Source organism: Gardnerella piotii, assembly GCF_003397585.1.
GTDB lineage: Bacteria > Actinomycetota > Actinomycetes > Actinomycetales > Bifidobacteriaceae > Bifidobacterium > Bifidobacterium piotii.
Window position 1 is genome coordinate 489,932 of sequence record NZ_QJUV01000001.1, and the last position, 17,498, is coordinate 507,429.

The 17,498-nt window shown below is 46.4% G+C and carries 11 protein-coding genes and 1 tRNA gene; 8 read left to right on the forward strand and 4 right to left on the reverse strand.

What is annotated here, in order from left to right; translation table 11 throughout:
* Window positions 1-94: 94 nt before the first annotated feature.
* From D0T20_RS02240 to D0T20_RS02275, 7 genes are all read left to right on the forward strand, one after another.
* On the forward strand, window positions 95-1,831 hold the full coding sequence (locus D0T20_RS02240) for a SpaH/EbpB family LPXTG-anchored major pilin (protein ID WP_322524484.1): 1,737 nt from the start codon (window positions 95-97) through the stop codon (window positions 1,829-1,831).
* A 296-nt stretch (window positions 1,832-2,127) separates the two neighbouring features.
* Entirely contained in the window at window positions 2,128-3,288 is a 1,161-nt protein-coding gene (locus D0T20_RS02245; RefSeq protein ID WP_116438269.1) for a class C sortase, read from the forward strand.
* A gap of 309 nt (window positions 3,289-3,597) precedes the next feature.
* Window positions 3,598-4,932, forward strand: a complete 1,335-nt coding sequence (locus D0T20_RS02250; protein ID WP_116438270.1) for a hypothetical protein — start codon at window positions 3,598-3,600, stop codon at window positions 4,930-4,932.
* 255 nt (window positions 4,933-5,187) lie between these two features.
* Window positions 5,188-5,994 (forward strand): GTP pyrophosphokinase, encoded by an 807-nt coding sequence (locus D0T20_RS02255; RefSeq protein ID WP_116438271.1) that lies wholly within the window; start codon window positions 5,188-5,190, stop codon window positions 5,992-5,994.
* A gap of 379 nt (window positions 5,995-6,373) precedes the next feature.
* The gene (locus tag D0T20_RS02265) at window positions 6,374-7,135 is read left to right on the forward strand and encodes a Bax inhibitor-1/YccA family protein (RefSeq protein ID WP_032812822.1); all 762 of its coding nucleotides are present in this window, start codon (window positions 6,374-6,376) and stop codon (window positions 7,133-7,135) included.
* A gap of 85 nt (window positions 7,136-7,220) precedes the next feature.
* Window positions 7,221-7,305 (forward strand) — tRNA-Ser (locus D0T20_RS02270).
* 73 nt (window positions 7,306-7,378) lie between these two features.
* The gene (locus D0T20_RS02275; protein WP_116438273.1) at window positions 7,379-7,891 is read left to right on the forward strand and encodes a Panacea domain-containing protein; all 513 of its coding nucleotides are present in this window, start codon (window positions 7,379-7,381) and stop codon (window positions 7,889-7,891) included.
* A gap of 388 nt (window positions 7,892-8,279) precedes the next feature.
* Here D0T20_RS02275 and D0T20_RS02280 read toward each other — a convergent pair whose 3' ends face one another.
* The 4 genes from D0T20_RS02280 to D0T20_RS02300 all read right to left on the reverse strand — a co-directional run bounded on the left by D0T20_RS02280 (window position 8,280) and on the right by D0T20_RS02300 (window position 13,721).
* Window positions 8,280-9,617 carry a hydroxymethylglutaryl-CoA synthase gene (locus D0T20_RS02280; protein ID WP_116438274.1) on the reverse strand — a complete coding sequence of 446 codons (1,338 nt, stop codon included), beginning with the start codon at window positions 9,615-9,617 and terminating at the stop codon, window positions 8,280-8,282.
* Window positions 9,618-9,768: 151 nt separating this feature from the next.
* Window positions 9,769-11,175, reverse strand: a complete 1,407-nt coding sequence (locus tag D0T20_RS02285; RefSeq protein WP_116438275.1) for a hydroxymethylglutaryl-CoA reductase, degradative — start codon at window positions 11,173-11,175, stop codon at window positions 9,769-9,771.
* Between the two features lie 313 nt (window positions 11,176-11,488).
* Window positions 11,489-12,781 carry a thiolase family protein gene (locus D0T20_RS02290; protein WP_116438276.1) on the reverse strand — a complete coding sequence of 431 codons (1,293 nt, stop codon included), beginning with the start codon at window positions 12,779-12,781 and terminating at the stop codon, window positions 11,489-11,491.
* 358 nt (window positions 12,782-13,139) lie between these two features.
* A complete protein-coding gene (locus D0T20_RS02300; protein WP_032816948.1) occupies window positions 13,140-13,721 on the reverse strand; it encodes a xanthine phosphoribosyltransferase in 582 nt (193 codons plus the stop codon).
* Between the two features lie 397 nt (window positions 13,722-14,118).
* Between D0T20_RS02300 and D0T20_RS02305 the strand changes: the two genes are divergently transcribed.
* On the forward strand, window positions 14,119-17,166 hold the full coding sequence (locus D0T20_RS02305) for an ATP-dependent helicase (RefSeq protein WP_162862661.1): 3,048 nt from the start codon (window positions 14,119-14,121) through the stop codon (window positions 17,164-17,166).
* The last annotated feature ends 332 nt before the right edge of the window (window positions 17,167-17,498 follow it).

A 17,498-nucleotide genomic window follows, 5' to 3' on the forward strand; every position in this document is an offset into this window, starting at 1 on the left:
GTTGACGAAACTAGTTAATATAAACACAAAACATAACATATATCTCTCAAAGTGTTCGCAAGAACAAAACAAACAAGGAGAAATTATTAATAAGATAACAAAGCAGTGCGTGGCCGCGGTGGCCTCGCTCGCGATGGCTGGCACGCTGTGCGTTGCTGGCGCCGTGGTTGCTGGTAGCTCCGCTTGGGCTGAGACTCCAGCTGCATGTGATGCTTCTAAGGCACCATGGGATCAGACAAATCAGAAATGCGTTGGTTCCATCGAGATTGATAAGTACAAGGATGAACTCAATAGCCAAGATAAACAGGCGAAACAAACTGGTGTTGCTGGCGCTAAGTTTAGGGTGACTCCAGTTAACAAAATTAATGGCACAGATATTAATCTTAAACAGTATGATGATTGGTTAAAAGTTGCTGCTAAAGTATCAGCTCTTAATGCAAATCCTAGTTCTTTGTCAGACGGCGATTTAGGAACTGCAGTACAAAATCCTGCGCCAGCTGCTGGTGAAACTGATAAGACTCTGTTTACAACTGGCTCCAATGGTAAAGTAACCATCAGCAATCTTCCAATCGGCTTGTATAAGGTTGAAGAAGTTGCTGCTGCTGAGAATTATTCTAACGATGTTGCTCCATTCTTCATGACTGTTCCAGAAATCACTCGTGCTGAAAAGGCAACGAACAACAGCTACAAGTATGAGGTAAAGGTCGAGCCAAAGAACGCGTACATTAAGGATAATGTTACTAAGACAGCAGATACCACTAAGACGGTTGGTTCTGGAGATGAAATCACTTACACTATTAAAGCTAAGTTGAATAAGACAAAGGCTACTAATGGTAAGGATCTTACTAAAGATGATCTTCTGGACTTCGCTATCTACGATGATGTTCAAACTGCAGCATATCAAAATGTTAGTGACGCAATCATTAATAAAGTAAAAATTAATGGTGAGCAAAACGATATGACGAAAGGTAATGATGAAGATTATGTCGTTTCGTCGGAAGTTGGAACTGGTACGAATGGTATTGAGAATGGTCGTACGCGTTATAAGGTTACTTTTAAGGATAAAGGCCTTAAAGCTATTGCTGCAAAAGCAAATACGCTTAATACAAAACCAGTAGAAATTGATGTTACGGTAAAGTTTACATTAGCAAAAGATTTAAGCAGCTTTATTGCAAAAGGTCTTAAGAACGAGTCTGGCTTTATTCCAGGTCACGGCAAGGGTATAGAACCAAAGCCAACTCCTGGCGGAAGCGAAACAACTAAGTTTGTTAAGTTCCAGATTAAGAAGGTTAATGGAACCGACGGTAAGTCTCCTCTTTCTGGCGCTAAGTTTGCAATCTTCGCTAATAAAGACCAGGCAGATGCTTGCGTGAAGGCTAATGACCGCACTAATTGCACTGGTGCGACTGCTAACTTTGTGAATGCTGAGAATGGAACTGGAACTGACGGTATTGCTACTGGTGCAGCCGCTAATAGTGCTTTTGAGGTAAAGGTTACAAATGCTCAACAGCCATTCTACGTTGTTGAGACCGTGGCTCCAAAGGGCTTTGTTCTTTCTCCAAAGGTTGAGCAGGTTGTTGCTCGAAATACGGCTGACCCTGCAGGTGGTAGTACTGATGGTGGTCATTATGATGCTGACAAAGCTACCTTTACCTACACCTTTAAGGATCTTCCAAATGGTGGTCCTGATGGTGGCGATAACTGGTTCAAGCTTCCAAAGACTGGTGCTGCTGGCGTGATTATCTTTGCGCTTATTGGCCTCGGTCTTGTTGGCTCTGGTATGTTCGTATTCCTTAAGAATCGCAAGAAGGAAGAAGAGCAGGCTGCGTGATTGTGCGTGATTAGCCAACGCTGGATTAGGTGGCGTTTGGTTTAATCATGCAAAAGATTTAGGCACTTTGTACCAGAAGACACGCTGCAGCGCTTAAAACAAAATGCGTTGAGCATTTTGTTTCTACGCTGGCGTGTTCTGGTACAAAGTGCTCTAATCTTTCCCGAGTTTGTACGTGATTTAGGTCAAATGTGGTACAAAGTGCGTCAGTTTTTCCGCTTTTTGTACGTGATTTTGGTCAAATGTGGTACAAAGTGCGGAGTTATTTAATTCAATAGCTTGAGCTTGGAGGAGTTATGAAGCTAGCCGATATTAGCAATTGGTGCCGCTCATTGAGCGAGCGCGCGGTTGCTAAATTGTTTAAGAATAAGGCGAAGCGTACCTCCAATGTGGCTGGCACTAGCAATGTGGCTGGCGCGAGTGGTTTGGCTGCGGAAGAATCGCAAGCAGCCGAAGAGCAAACTCCACGCTCAATCTCAAGCCAAAAAATAAACAAAAATATAAACCAAAATACACTTAAAACTAAAAAAACAACTAAAAAAATAACTAAAAAGAAAAGCGCACTGATGCGCATTATAGAGCCGATTGCGCTGGTTCTTGCAGGCATTCTGTGCTTTAGCTACCCTGTGTGCTCAACGCTGTGGAACAATCACGTTTCTAAGGAGATTTCCACTGCATACGATAAGTACAATCACGACCAGGCTGGCGACGTGCGGCGCGCGCACATTCGCGACGCAAAGCGCTACAACGCAACGCGCAAAGATATGCTCACGCGAGACCCGTACGGCGGCGATGGGCAGGAAGATATAACCAATACGCCTGGCTACAAGCGCTACCTTAAAACGCTTGAGGAGCCGATGGGCATTATTGGCATTGTTAAGATCCCGAAGATTGGCGTAAAGCTGCCGATTTACCACGGCACGATGCAAGAGACGCTGGCGCGAGGCGCGGGGCACTTGTACGGCACGGATTTGCCAGTGGGCGGCAAAGGGCGGCACACCGTGATCACCGCGCATACGGGCTTGCCGAACGCAACCATGTTCGACTCGCTAACCGACCTTAAAAAGGGCGACTACTTTTACCTAGACGTGCAGGGCGAGACCTTGCGATACAAGGTGTTTCGCATAAACGTGGTGGATCCGCACGATATAAGCCTGCTGCAGCGCGAGCCTGGGCGAGATTTGGCAACGCTGCTTACGTGCACGCCGTACGGAATTAACTCGCATAGGCTGCTGGTTACGGGGTATCGCGTGCTGCCAGACCCTGTTGCGGCGCCAGAAGACCATGTGCAGTGGCCGCTTTGGATGACGCTGTTTGTTATAGCGATGATATTCTCGGCGGCGATTCTTTCCATGATGATTACGGCGGCGGCTGGTAAGAGGCGGCGCAAGTGGGATATTCGCGGCAAGCATATACTATGGGTTGGGCGCGGCGAGATTAAACTGCGCGCAAAGTGATGCGCGGCGCGTGGGCCGCGCGCGAGCGATACTTCCGCTTTTTGTACGTAATTCGGGTCAAATTTGGTACAAAGTGCGGAGTTGTGTTCCGCTTTTTGTACGTGATTTAGATCAAATGTGGTACAAAGTGCGTCGCTTTTCCTGATTTTTCAACGTTTTATAGCCTTTAACCACATTGATAAAAAATTCTTTACATACAAAAACAACGTTATTTATTATCAACATATGTCAAAGAAAATAAATATTAACGGCATACCCGATAAATTATTTAAAAAACTTATTGAGTCAGAGAATTCTAAGTCATGTCTTATGGCTTCTCAAAGCAATTCTCGAACAGACTTGCGACGCTGCTTAGAATCAGGAAAATTAGTCGAGCCATATTACGGCTTCTACGCTATTCGTGATCACTGGGATCAATTGCTGTACAAAGATAAAGTTAAGCGTATTGCAGTCACTCTTACAAACAAGATAAAGATAAAAAAGTGGAATTTTACTGGCGAAACTGCCGCCGTGCTCCTGGGGTTGGAGGTGGTTCACTTGCCTTACATACATCATTCGCTTACCGAAATATACGTGTCGTCTAGTTATGCGGAAAAATTTGCTTCGAACAAGAAAAAATCTGATTTAGAGCGGAAAAAATCGGTGCGAAGTGCATTTAGACACAAATATAGCCGACTAAAACTTCCAAACATAATAGAAGATGAATCTGGTATAAGGCTAGATGATTTTACTAAAAATAGACATAAAAATGTGAGCAACGGCACAATTATTGGCAAGGGCACAAGCGCTAATAGCGGCACAGTAAAAAATACGAATCTTTTGACGGCGTCGTCATTTGGGCATATTGCGACTGATGAAGAACTTGCTATTAGTCATGTTGCCAGCATTTACAACGTTCTCTACGTGTGCGCTTGGAAGGGGTCGTTCGCCGAGTCGCTAGCAACTTTCGATTCTGCTGCTCGAAAAGGTGAAGATCTTAACAAAATTTTGCGTGTTTGTCGTAAATTTTACGGCTCCATGGATTGTTGTAGCGATACGCCGCAGTTCTTGAACAGTGTTCAGAATCCAAAAAACGCGGATTTTTATGGTGTAAATTATTCGCCTATTAACAATCCAAATTTTCTTGGCACCGATGAATTTGATGTTTTGTCGCGAATGGAGACTTTGGTAAACTATGCGAACCCTAAGAGCGAGAACGGCGGAGAGTCACTTGCGCGGGCGATAATGCTTGAGCTTGGTTTTGTGGAACCAGAATTGCAGCACGAGTTTCCAAACCCGAATTATCCACAGAGCCCATATCGCGCAGATTTTATGTGGAAAGTTAACGGAAAAATTATTGTTGGCGAGCTGGATGGCACTGATAAATATTTGATTGAAGATAGAACTTTGTTTGATAACCGCTCGGCTGCTTACGACTTGCGTACTGAGGATTTTGACGGAAGTGTTGAAAATATCAACAACTTCAGCACAAATAACTTATATAGATATAATCGTGATGCAGTTAGGAAAGAACGCAATAGAGAGCGGTGGCTTATGGATTGCGGAGTTGTTAGGGTTGTGCGATTTGATTATTGCGATATCTTGAAGCCGATTGAGTTTAAGAAGAAGCTGCTTTCTGCGGGAGTTCCTGTGGCCGTTGCGTGATTTACAACATTCTCGATTAATCTTTTCCGCGTTTTGTACGTGTTTTAGGCGGATTTTGGTACAAAGTGCGTCAATCTTTTCCGCATTTTGTACGTGATTTAGGTCAAATTTGGTACAAAGTGCGGAAAGTCGTTCGCGCGCTACGCTTTAAGCGCGAAGGAAGGTCGTCGCGCAATCGCACTATATGTTGTCACTTGTGCATATTCTCAGGCGATTATCAGACTTATAGCAAAATTGCGAGTAAAATAAAAAGACGTGATACTTGATCGTCATAATCGTTTAAATTTGGCCGAACTTTACGCCAGCTTGCAAGGGGCTGGCGATGGTGGATCGCCAGACGCTTCCGCGGAAAAGTCGCAAGCAACCGCCGACGAAAAGTCCGCGCAAAAATCACCTATAAAAAGCGAAACGCCGCATCTTCCGCCCGAGCAAATGTACGAATTCGTAAACATGATGCAAGTGTACGAAGGCGCGATGTACGAAATCAGCACGAAACTGGAGATTTTGGACGGCGAGTTTCAGGTGCGATTTTCGCACAACCCCGTGCATCACATGGAGCGGCGACTAAAATCCGTGCACTCGATTTTTGAGAAGCTGCGACGCAGAAACCTAAGCATATCAACGCGTTCGATTCGCGACAACCTGTTCGATGTGGCTGGAATCCGCGTGATTTGCAACTATCGCGACGACGTGTACGCGGTTGCGCAATACCTTTCCAAGCAAACGGATATTCAGGTGCTGCAAGTTAAGGACTACATTAAAAACCCAAAGCCGAATGGGTACCGCAGTTTGCATGTGATTTACGCTGTGCCAGTGTTTTTGTCGTCGGGCGCGCATTACACGCCTGTTGAGGTGCAATTCCGCACAATTGCAATGGATTATTGGGCGAGTTTGGAGCATGCGTTGCGCTATAAGGCGGATTTGCCAGACGCAAAGTTGGCGGAGCATTCTAAGACGCTGCTTGAGTGCGCGCAGAATTTGCAGGCAATTGAGGCGAAGATGCAGGGGATTCATCGCGATATTAATGGTGCGCCGCGAGTGGAGGATGCGCCTGAGTCGTGAGCGCGCGACGACCTGCCTTCGCGCTTAGAGCGTAGCGCGAAAAGGCAATTCGGAGCGCTGAGCCGCTTAAACGTAAAGTCCAGTGGACTTTACGTGCGGCGAAGACGTTCGCGCGCGTAGACCGCGCGAACGACGATTTCGAGCTGCATAATGCGCGAGAAATCACCTCGACTCGCTGAGCCGCTTAGCGTAGAAGCACGGTGTGCTTCTACGGCGGCGAAGACGTGAGCGCAGCTAATCTGCGCGAACGACACGACCTACATTTCCGCTTTTTGTAGCACGACACGCATAGTCGTACAAATGTACTATAATTAGATACTTAAGGATTTATAGGGCTTTATAATGTTTTATAGTGTTTTATAAGGATTTAGGAGGATATATGGGAGATTTTGGAAGTTTTAACGGCAATTATGCTGGCGATTTTGCGCAAAACCCAACAATTGTAGACTCGCAGGCTACTTATGTGCGCGAGCAGGCGGAGCGAGTGAGTGTGCGTCGCGTTTACGCAGAGATGACCGTTGGCTTAATAGTTACAACGCTTGTTGCAATGTTTACGCAAAGCACGGGTGCGCTTTACTCTTACTTGTATGCTACGGGTAGGTTTGGTTTCTTCGGCATTATTATTGCGCAAGTGGTGCTTGCTGTTGTGCTTGGAATGCGCGTTATGAAAATGAGCGTTTTTGCTGCGCGTGCAATGTTCTATGCATATGCGGCACTTACAGGCTTTACACTTAGCACGATCTTTACTGTGTTTAGCCTAGGCTCTATTGCAATGGTTCTGGCTTTAACTGCTGGATTCTTCCTGTGTCTTACAATGCTTGCGCTTACTACAAAAGTGAATATGCTTAAGGCTGGCCCGATTCTTATGGTGGCTTTGTTGGTGTTGTGCGTGAGCCAGGTAATTCTTATGTTTGTTGCTCCAAGCGCTGGAACTATGCGATTTATTGCTGCGATTGCAGTGTTGATTTTTGCAGGTCTTACGGCTTACGATGCACAAAAAACGCGTGCGATTTTTGAAGCCTATGCTAATCAGCCAGAAATGATTAAGCGCGTTTCGATTATTTGCGCGTTTAATCTTTATTTGGACTTCATCAACATGTTTGTGTACTTGCTGGAGTTGCTTGGAAATAGGCGCGACTAGGTGCGAGCCTGCGCGTTCTTCCTAGGGATTATGGTAGGCTATTCGCTTGTGTGATTGATGTGCATATTGCGTAGCGAGCACACATGGATGGGTGTCCGAGCGGTCTAAGGAGACGGTCTTGAAAACCGTTGTAGGGAAACCTACCGCGAGTTCGAATCTCGCCTCATCCGCCTTTAGAATTCTATTAAAAGTTAAGTGTTAGCGACTTTTTACATACTTGTATATGTTGAAAGGAGATTGAACATGAAAGCATTAGATATAGCAGCAATCTTCATTGAAAAGCATGGCAAGACGTTAGCATTAACAAATCTCGCTTTGAACAAGCTTGTGTATTTTGCGCAAGTTGAGGCTTTACGTAATAATCCTAGTAAACCTTTATTTACTGATGAGATTCAAGCGTGGGAATATGGTCCTGTAGAACCTAGTGTATATAACGCGTTTAAGCAATTTGGTCGCAATCGCATTACTCATGCGCCTAATCATGAAACAAGTCAGTATGCTTCGCAGATTGTAGAGTCTGTTGTTGAAAAATATGGTTGGATGAGTGCGTTCGATTTAGTAAACTATGCGCATCGCCTTGGTGGTGCATGGCATAACGTATACGATTCTGCACAGAAAAAACCGATTTTAGTTAACGATATTCTTCAATCATCTGATATAGCTTCGTATCCTACTATGCAAAATACGTTTATCAGTGCTGTAGATGCTGTGAAAAAACAGTATCCTAATACTTTGCGTATTCTTGGTGATGCATGAGCAAGTATGATACTCTCGTTTGGAATGATGTAATCGCACAACGGTGTTAACACGTGTGTTGTAGCGAGCAAGCAATATTCCAGTGTCATTTTCTGTTTCTTGCTGTTTATTTTGCTTTTTTGTTCAATATTTTGTGTGTATGTGTAGTGTGTTTGCGCGACGACCTGCCTTTTCGCTTAGAGCGTAGCGTGAAAGGCGCTTTGACTGAGCTTGAAATTGCATAGCGCATTTCAAGCTCCTTCAAAGCGTGATTTGGCTTAAGGCATAAAGTCCAGTGGACTTTATGCGCCAAATCAGCCTCACGGCTACTAATAGCCGTGAGGAATAGCGCGCTTAGACCGCGCGAATGACATGACCTGCCGTATTTTAAGGTACAATCGCACTACAGCTAGATAGAACGATAGTTGCGCTCTTGAGATTTGATGGAGTCAAGCACGAATCGCGCGCCACTTCGATTCTTCTGGCTGCTTACAAAATCTTGCGGAGAATAAGGCGCTGCGCTGTTGAACATCTCCTCGTATTGCGAAACGGTTAATTGCGTGCGATTGTTTAATGTTTTTATGTGCTGATTGGAAAACAGCGCGCTTCGCCATCCTGGAACAAGTGTTGCGCTAAAGAATTCCGCTACAGCGCCCGAACCGTAAGAGAATAAGCCGATTTTTTGACCTGGGAGTAGGGGAGACGGGCGCGTCGGCGATTCGTTTGAGTGCGTTGCGGAAGATAAGTCGCAAGCAGACTCTGATGAATCGCAAGAATTCCTAAAATAATCGTAATCAAGTAAAGAAATTAAGCCTAAATAGAGTGAGCCAGTGTAAATATTACCGATTCGACGACTGTATTGTGTGCTGTCTTGGTATCGCGCAAGAAGACGTTCGCGAGTATCGTCAGTAGTAGGCGCGCCATCGCATGAGTGCGGCGCGCCCGAATTTTCCTCCAGCCCAGCTCGAAGCGCCTTAAGCCCCATTTTTGTGTACGGAAGATGGAAACAAATCGCCTCAAAATCGTTGAAATTGCAGGCGTTTTCCGCACTGTATCGCTGCCAGACGTCGCAAAACATGCGAATGTATTGCTCGGTCGAAAACTTTCCGCGCGCCAAAGCCGTGCTTTGATATACGGGCCGCCAAAAATCCTGGATTTCCGCCGATTTTACAACGCTGTCATCGTTGATTTGCAACACGCGCGGATTCTCGCTTACAAGCATCGCCACAGCGCCAGCGCCTTGCGTCACCTCGCCAGGAGTTCCAACGCCGTAGCGCGCAATGTCTGCAGCAATCACCAAAACTTGCGCGCCAGGATGCACCAAAACGTAATCACGAGCCATCATAAGCGCCGCAGTTCCGCCATAACACGCCTCTTTTACTTCCACGCATCGCACCCAAGCGCTAAGGTTCAGCAGTTTGTGAATGTAGAGCGCGCTGGATTTGCTGGCGTCGACGCCGCTTTCTGTGCCAACGATCACCATTTTGAGGCGGTTGCTATCGATGTATGGCATCAGTGGCAGCGCAGCTTGAGCGCCAAGCGTTACGATATCTTGATGATTTGGCGGCACCGCTTGCTGACTTTGGCCGATTCCGATTGTGAATTTGTTTGGGTCAATTCCGCGCGCAATCGCAAGATCTTTCATGCTTAGGTAGCAATTTGGGGTTGCGAAAGTTATGCGGTCGATGCCAACTTTTGGCGGAATTTGGGGCGTGTTGCCTGGCGTGTTTTGTGAAGTATTGCTCATGATTTCCTATTTTTTTTTAATTGCGATTTTTTAAGTGTAATTTTAGTGGTGTAAATTTTTTAAGGACGATTTTAGTGGTGTAAATTTTACGGCGCGGATGCTTGCGACTTTTCCGCGGAAAAATGGCCATTAACCGCGCGTTTTTATGGTTTTACGTGTTCCTGCGCTTGCGCAAATCATCAAGAATTATTCTTGCAGAATTCGTGTTCAAATCGGAAGAATTTTTGTTTAGAAGCGCGTGCACAACCTTTTGAATTTCGTCCCCGCGCGCTCCGCATGATATAGCGATGTTTGCGGCCTGAAGGCGCATGTGACCAGCCTGGATTCCAGGGCCCGCGAGTGCGCGAAGAGCCGCCAGGTTTTGCACGAGTCCTACGGCTGCTAGAACGTTTCGAAAATCGTTGGCGTTATTGACTTTAGCAAGGTGCAGCGCGATTTTTGACATTGGGAGCGAGGCGATTGCGCCGCCCACTGTGCCGATTTGCAATGGGATTTCGATGCGGCCGTAAAGGATTTGGTCGTTATTTTGCAAGGTCCACGTTGAAAGAGGCATGTAGCGGCCAGATTTTGCGGCCCATTCGTGCGCGGCGGCTTGCAATGCGCGCGTGTCGTTGCCCGATGCGAGTGCTGCAGCCACTATTCCGTTTAGGATTCCTTTATTGTGGGTTGCAGCGCGCTCCGCGTCTACGGCGGCCAGGGAGCTTAAGGCGGCGATGCGGCGCGCAAGGCGCATGCCGTCGGTGCGCTGCGAGGTGTGCTGTTCCGCGGTCTGTTCTTCGTGTTGCTCGCAAGCACTGCCTATGCGCTCGCAGCGCTCGTCGGCATCTCCAGCCGCGGCAGTTTTTGCGCTAGGCACAAGCGCTTCTACGGGTATGCGCACTTCGGCGACTGTTGCCGCGCGGCTGGAGTTGGCAAGAATTGCCACCAGCGCCTTGCGCCCAACCCAGCTTTCCAGCTGGGTTTTAACAGCTTCGCCAATGGTGTTTGCAATGTTTGCGCCCATTGCATCGCACGCGTTTATGTCTAGTGTTAGCTTGGCGAAGCCTGTTAACGCCGCCGCCTGCGCGCGTTCTAATCCGCCGCCGCGTTGGTATATTGATGGGTGCGCGGAGCGCGCAATCTCACTAATCGCCGCGCGTTTTGACTCGTCTCGCATTATGCTATCTAGTTTTTGGGCTACGCTTCCGTCCGCGTCTTCAAAAACGATTTGCGCGCGCGTAACGTAATGCTCGTTGCGTGCAACAACGCCGTTTTCTAGGCTTTTCGACGCGATTTTTGCGCCGTTGCATGCGGCAGCGATTACGGACGGCTCTTCCGTAGCCATCATCACGTTTCGAGTAACGCCGTTTACTTTTAGGCCGCGCACAACGCCTACTGGCAGGCTGAATCGCCCGATTTGATTTTCGATCATGCTGTTTGCAACGCTTGCAGGAATGTTTGTTTCGCTGCTTTGCGCGAGTTGCTCGAGCAGAAGTTGCGCAAAATCGCCGCTAAGCGCGCACTCTGATTCCAGCGTTTTTATGCGCTGTTCTACGCTTAATTCTCGAAAAGCTGCCATGTTTCTCCATTTTTTGCGCTATTTTCACGATTTTCATTTTTACGTTTTTCACTTTTGCAATGTTTCTTTGACGCCATTGACGCCATTTTTCAAGTCGCCAGTAGCCGCCACATTCGCTAGCAGCCGCATAACTGCGACCAGTCGCGCGTGTTGTAAGCATCCGCAAAGTCGCCAGCAACCGCGCGATTTGCGACACTCCGCAAGTGGTGTCATTCGTATACGCACACTCCGTGCGTGTCGCAACACGCATCCTTCAGTCGTCACAACTCCAGTTGCAACACACGCACGTCAACCGCGCAAGTCAATCGCACGTCTACTTTCGCATCCTAACTTGCATGCTCACTCCAATTCCGCCTCCCACGCACAGCGCCGCAACGCCGTTTTGCATGTGATTGTCTTTAAGCGCGTAAAGAAGTGTTGTTAAAATCCTGGCTCCGCTAGCGCCAAGCGGGTGACCGAGCGCAATCGCGCCGCCTCTTACATTCAGCTTGCTTTCGCTTATGTTCAGCTGCTGGCAAACGGCTATGCTTTGCGCAGCAAACGCTTCGTTAATCTCAAAAAGGTCAATGTTTTCAACGGTGTAGCCCGTGTTTTTTAGCATGCGCTCCATAACGTGTTTTGGCGCGTATCCCATAAGGTCTGGGCTGATTCCGCCCTCGGCAAATCCCACGATTTCTGCCAAATAGTCGATTCCGTGCGCGATTGCGTAGTCTTTGCTCATTAAGACGAGTGCTGCTGCTCCGTCGTTGATGCCGCTTGCGTTTCCAGCGGTTACGGTAGGCGAGTGTTTTGTGCCAGAATCTGCCTCGCTCATTCCACCAGTTTCGCGACTGCCAGAATCCGCCTCACTCAAGCCACAGTTCGCTCCACGCATTCCATCAGCTTCGCGCGTTCCAAAATCCGCCTCAAACAACGTTTTAAGCTTAGCCAATTTCTCCATAGAAGTGTTGGCTCGAGGATGCTCGTCTCGGCTAATCAAAGTTCCATCCGCAAGCTGCACGGGAGCAATCTCCGCGTCAAAATCGCCGTTGTTTTGCGCAAAAACGGCTTTCTGGTGCGATTTTAGCGCAAAAGCGTCTTGCTGCTCGCGCGTTATTCCAAACTTTGCAGCCACGTTTTCTGCAGTAACGCCCATTTCTTTGCCAGTAAAAGCATCACAAAGACCGTCTTTTTTTAGTCCATCAACCAGCGCGCTGTTGCCGTAGCGAATGCCACCAAATCGCATGTTTTGCGCGTAAAACGGCACGTTGCTCATGCTTTCCGTGCCGCCAGCAACTACGACTTGTGCGTCTCCCATGCAAATCGCCGACTGCGCAAGGCGAATGGCTTTAAGACCAGACCCACAAACCTCGTTGATTGTCATTGCGCAACTTGACTCGTCAAGCCCCGATCTAAGGGCGATTTGGCGCGCAACGTTTTGACCGCTGCCTGCTTGAAGTACGTTGCCAAAAATCGCTTGATCTACGGATTTTGGGCTGATTCCTGCGCGTTCGATTGCGGCTTTTGCTGCGATTGTTCCTAACTCAACAGATGTGAGCGACTTCAACGCGCCTCCGAATTTGCCTATCGGTGTGCGCGCTGCGCTTACAATCACAACATCACTCATACGTTTAGCCGCCAATCAGTTGAAAACTAGCCGATTAAAGCTATCTTGATCAAGCTATCTTATTGAAAATTATTAAAAATTGCATGTTGAAAACTAGCACATTTAGAGTAATAGGTTTCAAACACCAACCGAACTACTTTATCGTATTTTTACGCAAAATTGCGATTTGTGAAGAATTATGTTTAATTTTTTCACAATTTGCGCACAATCGCATTTTTCGCATTTTCCGCTTTTTGTACGTGTTTTGGGTTGATTTTGGTACAAAGTGCGTCAATTTTTTCCGCTTTTTGTACGTGTTTTGGCCTGAATTTGGTACAAAATGCGGAAGTATCGTGTGGTATAAAATGCGAAAGTATGGCTATTTGCGGAATGTGATTGAGCCATCGCTAGGATCCATCGACTCCACAATCGCCAGCGAATCCAAGTCATATCCAGCTTCGCGCAACGCGTCTCCGCCGCCTTGGAAGCCTTTTTCAATAGCAATGCCAATGCCAGCAACCGTGGCTCCAGCGTGATCGCAAATGTCAATCAACCCTTGCAAAGCCTTGCCATTAGCCAAAAAATCGTCCAAAATCAAAACGCGGTCGTCTGCGCTCAAATATTTTCTAGACACAATTACAGGGAACTCGCGCTGCTTTGTAAACGAGAATACGGTAGACACGTATTGATCGCCATCCAAGTTGATTGATTGCGCTTTCTTTGCAAAAACCACTGGAATGTTTCCAAAATGACGCGCAGCAACGCACGCGATTCCGATTCCCGAAGACTCGATTGTTAGGATTTTGTTGATTTGCGTGTTCTGAAAATGCTGTGCCCAAGCGGCTCCCATTGCGTCAAAAAGCGCGCAATCGCACTGGTGGTTAAGGAATGCGTCGACTTTCAAAACATTTCCTGGCTTAACAATGCCTTCTTTTTGGATGCGTTCTTCAAGTTCTTGCACGATTATTCCTTTCAAATTGCGCGTATTTTGCGTGTGCAGCGGTATCTGTATAGCTTACCCCCCGCTTTGACCGCGCTCCGACCTGCCTTTTTGCGCTACGCTTTGAGCGCTCAGGCAGGTCGTCGTTCGCGCGGATTAGCCGTGTATTCCTCGCGGCTATTAGTAGCCGCTCGGCTGATTTGGCATGTAAAGTCCACTGGACTTTACATTTGAGCCAAATCACGCTTTGAAGGAGCTTGAAATGCGTTATGCAATTTCAAGCTCAGTCAAAGCGCAATCGCACTACAGATTTGCGTAATGCGTACAGTGCAAAACGCACGATTTGTGTTTGGCTGCCGTCCGTTAAAATTGGTTAGAGTTTAATTTTTGCGATTTGGAACACGGGGGAGAGTGGCTTTTGAGCAAGTACGGTTACGATTTTGATTTGTTTGGCAATCCAGAAGCTGCCAGCGAGCAGAGCGATGCTACTATTAATGAAGTTTTCGACGAGCAGAGTGATGCTCCCATTGGCGATGCCTTCACTGGTGATGCTCTTATTAGTGATACCCCTATTAGTGATGCTCCTATTAATGAAGATATGACGAGCGAAGTTTCTGCTTCTACGGCGGCTTTCGATTTTTCCGCAAAATATTCAAATTCCGCACAATCTTCCCAAACAGCTCAATCTTCTGCCGCTGTCCAATACGCTCAAACATCCGCACAATCTTCCAACCTCCCCGAAATCAACCCTCAAACACTGTTAGAAGGCTTAAATCCCCAGCAATCCAAGGCAGTCCAATACACTGGCCCCGCGCTTTTAATCGGAGCTGGCGCAGGCAGCGGCAAAACACGTGTTCTTACGCGCCGAATCGCGTGGATTTTGGCTAATCACAAAGCGTGGCCGAGCCAAATTCTTGCAATCACGTTTACAAACAAGGCGGCAGCGGAGATGCGCGAGCGCTTGGCGAGCTTAATCGGCAATAGTGCAAATAGCATGTGGGTCTCTACTTTCCATTCTGCTTGCGTTAAAATTCTTCGCGCTCATGGCGATTCAATCGGCTTAAAATCAGGCTTTTCTATCTATGATTCTTCCGATTGCGAGCGTCTTGTTAAAATCATTGCCTCCGAATTGAACATAGATATTAAAAAGTTTACGCCTAAACTTTTATTGTCTAAGATATCTGATTTCAAAAATAATTTGGTTACATGGCAGGAAAATCTTAAAAATTACGCACCAGATTATAAGCCAGGCGCGTCTGTATCTGGCGCATCTAGCTTTAATGCTGCTGGCAATGCCGATGCGCTTTACGCCGCTGTTTACGCGGAGTACCAAAATAGGCTTAGCGTTTCGAATGCTGTTGATTTTGACGATCTGATTATGCTAACGGTTAAGCTTTTGCGCCAAAATCCGCAAGTTAGCGCGTATTACAAGCGAAAGTTCCGCTACATTTTGGTTGACGAGTATCAAGATACAAATCACGCGCAATACGTTTTGATTCGCCAGCTTGCAGGTGTGGGTGATGCAGGTGTGGGTGATAATTCCGCAGTTCCACAAGTTTCCGCAGCTTCACCAGATTTCGCAGCTTCACCAGATTCCACTCAACTTCCGCAATCTTCAATCACGGTTGTTGGCGATTCCGACCAGTCGATTTATGCTTTCCGCGGTGCAGATATTCGCAATATTCAAGACTTTGAGCAGGATTTTCCAAACGCTACAACAATTATGTTGGAGCAGAATTATCGCTCTACGCAAACCATTTTGGATGCTGCAAATGCTGTGATTTCTAACAACACTAATCGCAAGCCTAAAAAGTTGTGGACATCTTTAGGCAAAGGTTCGCCAATCGTCGGCTACGTAGCAGATAACGCGCAAGGCGAGGCAATGTGGGTTGCTCAAGAAATCGCGCGTTTGGCAAGTGAAGATGGCGTAAACTACTCGGATATTGCGATTATGTATCGCGCAAATTCGCAATCGCGTAGCTTAGAAGATGCGCTTATTAAGTCTGGCTTGCCTTATCAACTTGTTGGCGGAACTAAGTTCTACGAGCGCCGCGAAGTCAAAGATGCGCTTGCTTACTTGCAATCGATTGCAAACCCTGATGACGATGTTAATATGCGCCGAATTTTGAACGTTCCAAAGCGTGGTCTTGGAGCGCGTGCTGAGTCGCAGATTACGTCTTATGCAAAAGAAAATTCTATAAGTTTTTGGTCTGCTCTTAGTCAAATAGATAAGATTGCGGAGCAAATTGGTATTTCATCTAGAACTTTTAACGCGCTTAAGAGTTTTAGGGATCTTATGACTTCGCTTATTGACTTTATGAAAGCTAACGATTCCAAGCCTTCTAAGGTTGTAGAGAACGTGCTTAACGAAAGCGGATTGTTGCAAGATTTGCGAGAATCTAAGGACCCTCAAGATGAATTTAGAGTAGATAACTTGTCTCAATTGCAATCGGTTGCAGCCGAGTATGAGCAGAATACGCCTGATGCTAATGTTGCTGGTTTTTTGGAGACTACTGCTTTGGTTGCGGATTCGGATCAGCTTCCAGACCAGGGCGAAGATACTGGAAAAGTTACGCTTATGACGCTTCACACAGCTAAGGGCTTGGAGTATCCTGTTGTGTTTTTGACTGGAATGGAGCAAGGCACTTTCCCTCATTCGCGCTGTGTTGACAATCAAAAGGAGCTTTGCGAGGAGCGTCGTCTTGCATACGTTGGCATAACTCGCGCTAAGAAGATTTTGTACGTTACTTGGGCAGCTGAGCGATCTCAATGGGGAAAGTCTGCAGAGATGATTCAAAGCCAGTTTTTGGACGAGATTCCTGCGGATTTGATTTGCTGGAAGCGCACGGAAGCAGATGTTATGCGTGCTGGACTAAGGGGAGCAGGCAGAGATTTTGACCGTGATTTTGCTGGCGATTTTGCTGGCGATTTCTCCGACGATTTTGGCAACGACGGCGTTTGGGGTGACGATTCGTACACAACTTACGGAGGCTCGAGTTACAGCGGATCTCGCTACAGCAAATCGCATTATGGCAGCTCGTATGGTTCTTCAAAGTCTTATGGCAAGTCGTATGGCTCAAAGTCGTATGGCTCTAGTTCGTATGGCAACTCATACGGCAAGTCTTATGGCAGCTCATACGGCAAGTCGTATGGCTCAAAATCTGGCAAAGTCACCACGCGAATCGCAAGAAAATCAAGCGCATCGTACCAGAGTCAATCGTCCACCTCAAATTTGCAATCGTCCGCATCGTCATTATCTTACAAAAAACAAAGTTTGCAAGAAAAAGATAATCACCTAAACATCAACGATTTTCATGAAGGTGATAAAATTTCGCACGACACATACGGACTTGGAACTGTTCTTAAAACACAAGACAAGGGCAGAAACTCGATTATTACAGTTGACTTTGGATCGGATGGCGTAAAGCGACTTATGCTAAGAGTTGCACCAATCGAGAAATTGTAAAATTGTAAAATTGTAAAATTTTTCGTTTTATAGATGTTGTATGCAAAATAATACAACCTTATTGAAGATTACTTTAAATTGTTAATTGTGATGTTGTTATAACTAGTGCGTGATTATATACACTAAAACAAAATATTCAAGACTTGTTTTCTATTAAGCTATACGAAAAAATATAAAAGTAGGAAAATATAAGTGTAAGAAAAATATAAGCGCAAGAAGAATAAAAGTAAAAAAGAATAAAAGTAAAAACTGCAAATGTGTAAGATTTGTGACTCAAGGGGAAGTCGATTAAGTTCTGAATCTTTGCAGTTGTATTTATACGAGATTTAAAA

What these genes read in the sequence shown, in the direction of transcription:
- D0T20_RS02275 (WP_116438273.1), top strand. Translation starts at nt 7,379, where the DNA reads ATGAAAGCATTAGATATAGCAGCAATCTTCATTGAAAAGCATGGCAAG.
- D0T20_RS02285 (WP_116438275.1), bottom strand. Translation starts at nt 11,175, where the DNA reads ATGGCAGCTTTTCGAGAATTAAGCGTAGAACAGCGCATAAAAACGCTG.
- D0T20_RS02265 (WP_032812822.1), top strand. Translation starts at nt 6,374, where the DNA reads ATGGGAGATTTTGGAAGTTTTAACGGCAATTATGCTGGCGATTTTGCG.
- D0T20_RS02290 (WP_116438276.1), bottom strand. Translation starts at nt 12,781, where the DNA reads ATGAGTGATGTTGTGATTGTAAGCGCAGCGCGCACACCGATAGGCAAA.
- D0T20_RS02280 (WP_116438274.1), bottom strand. Translation starts at nt 9,617, where the DNA reads ATGAGCAATACTTCACAAAACACGCCAGGCAACACGCCCCAAATTCCG.
- D0T20_RS02250 (WP_116438270.1), top strand. Translation starts at nt 3,598, where the DNA reads ATGGCTTCTCAAAGCAATTCTCGAACAGACTTGCGACGCTGCTTAGAA.
- D0T20_RS02245 (WP_116438269.1), top strand. Translation starts at nt 2,128, where the DNA reads ATGAAGCTAGCCGATATTAGCAATTGGTGCCGCTCATTGAGCGAGCGC.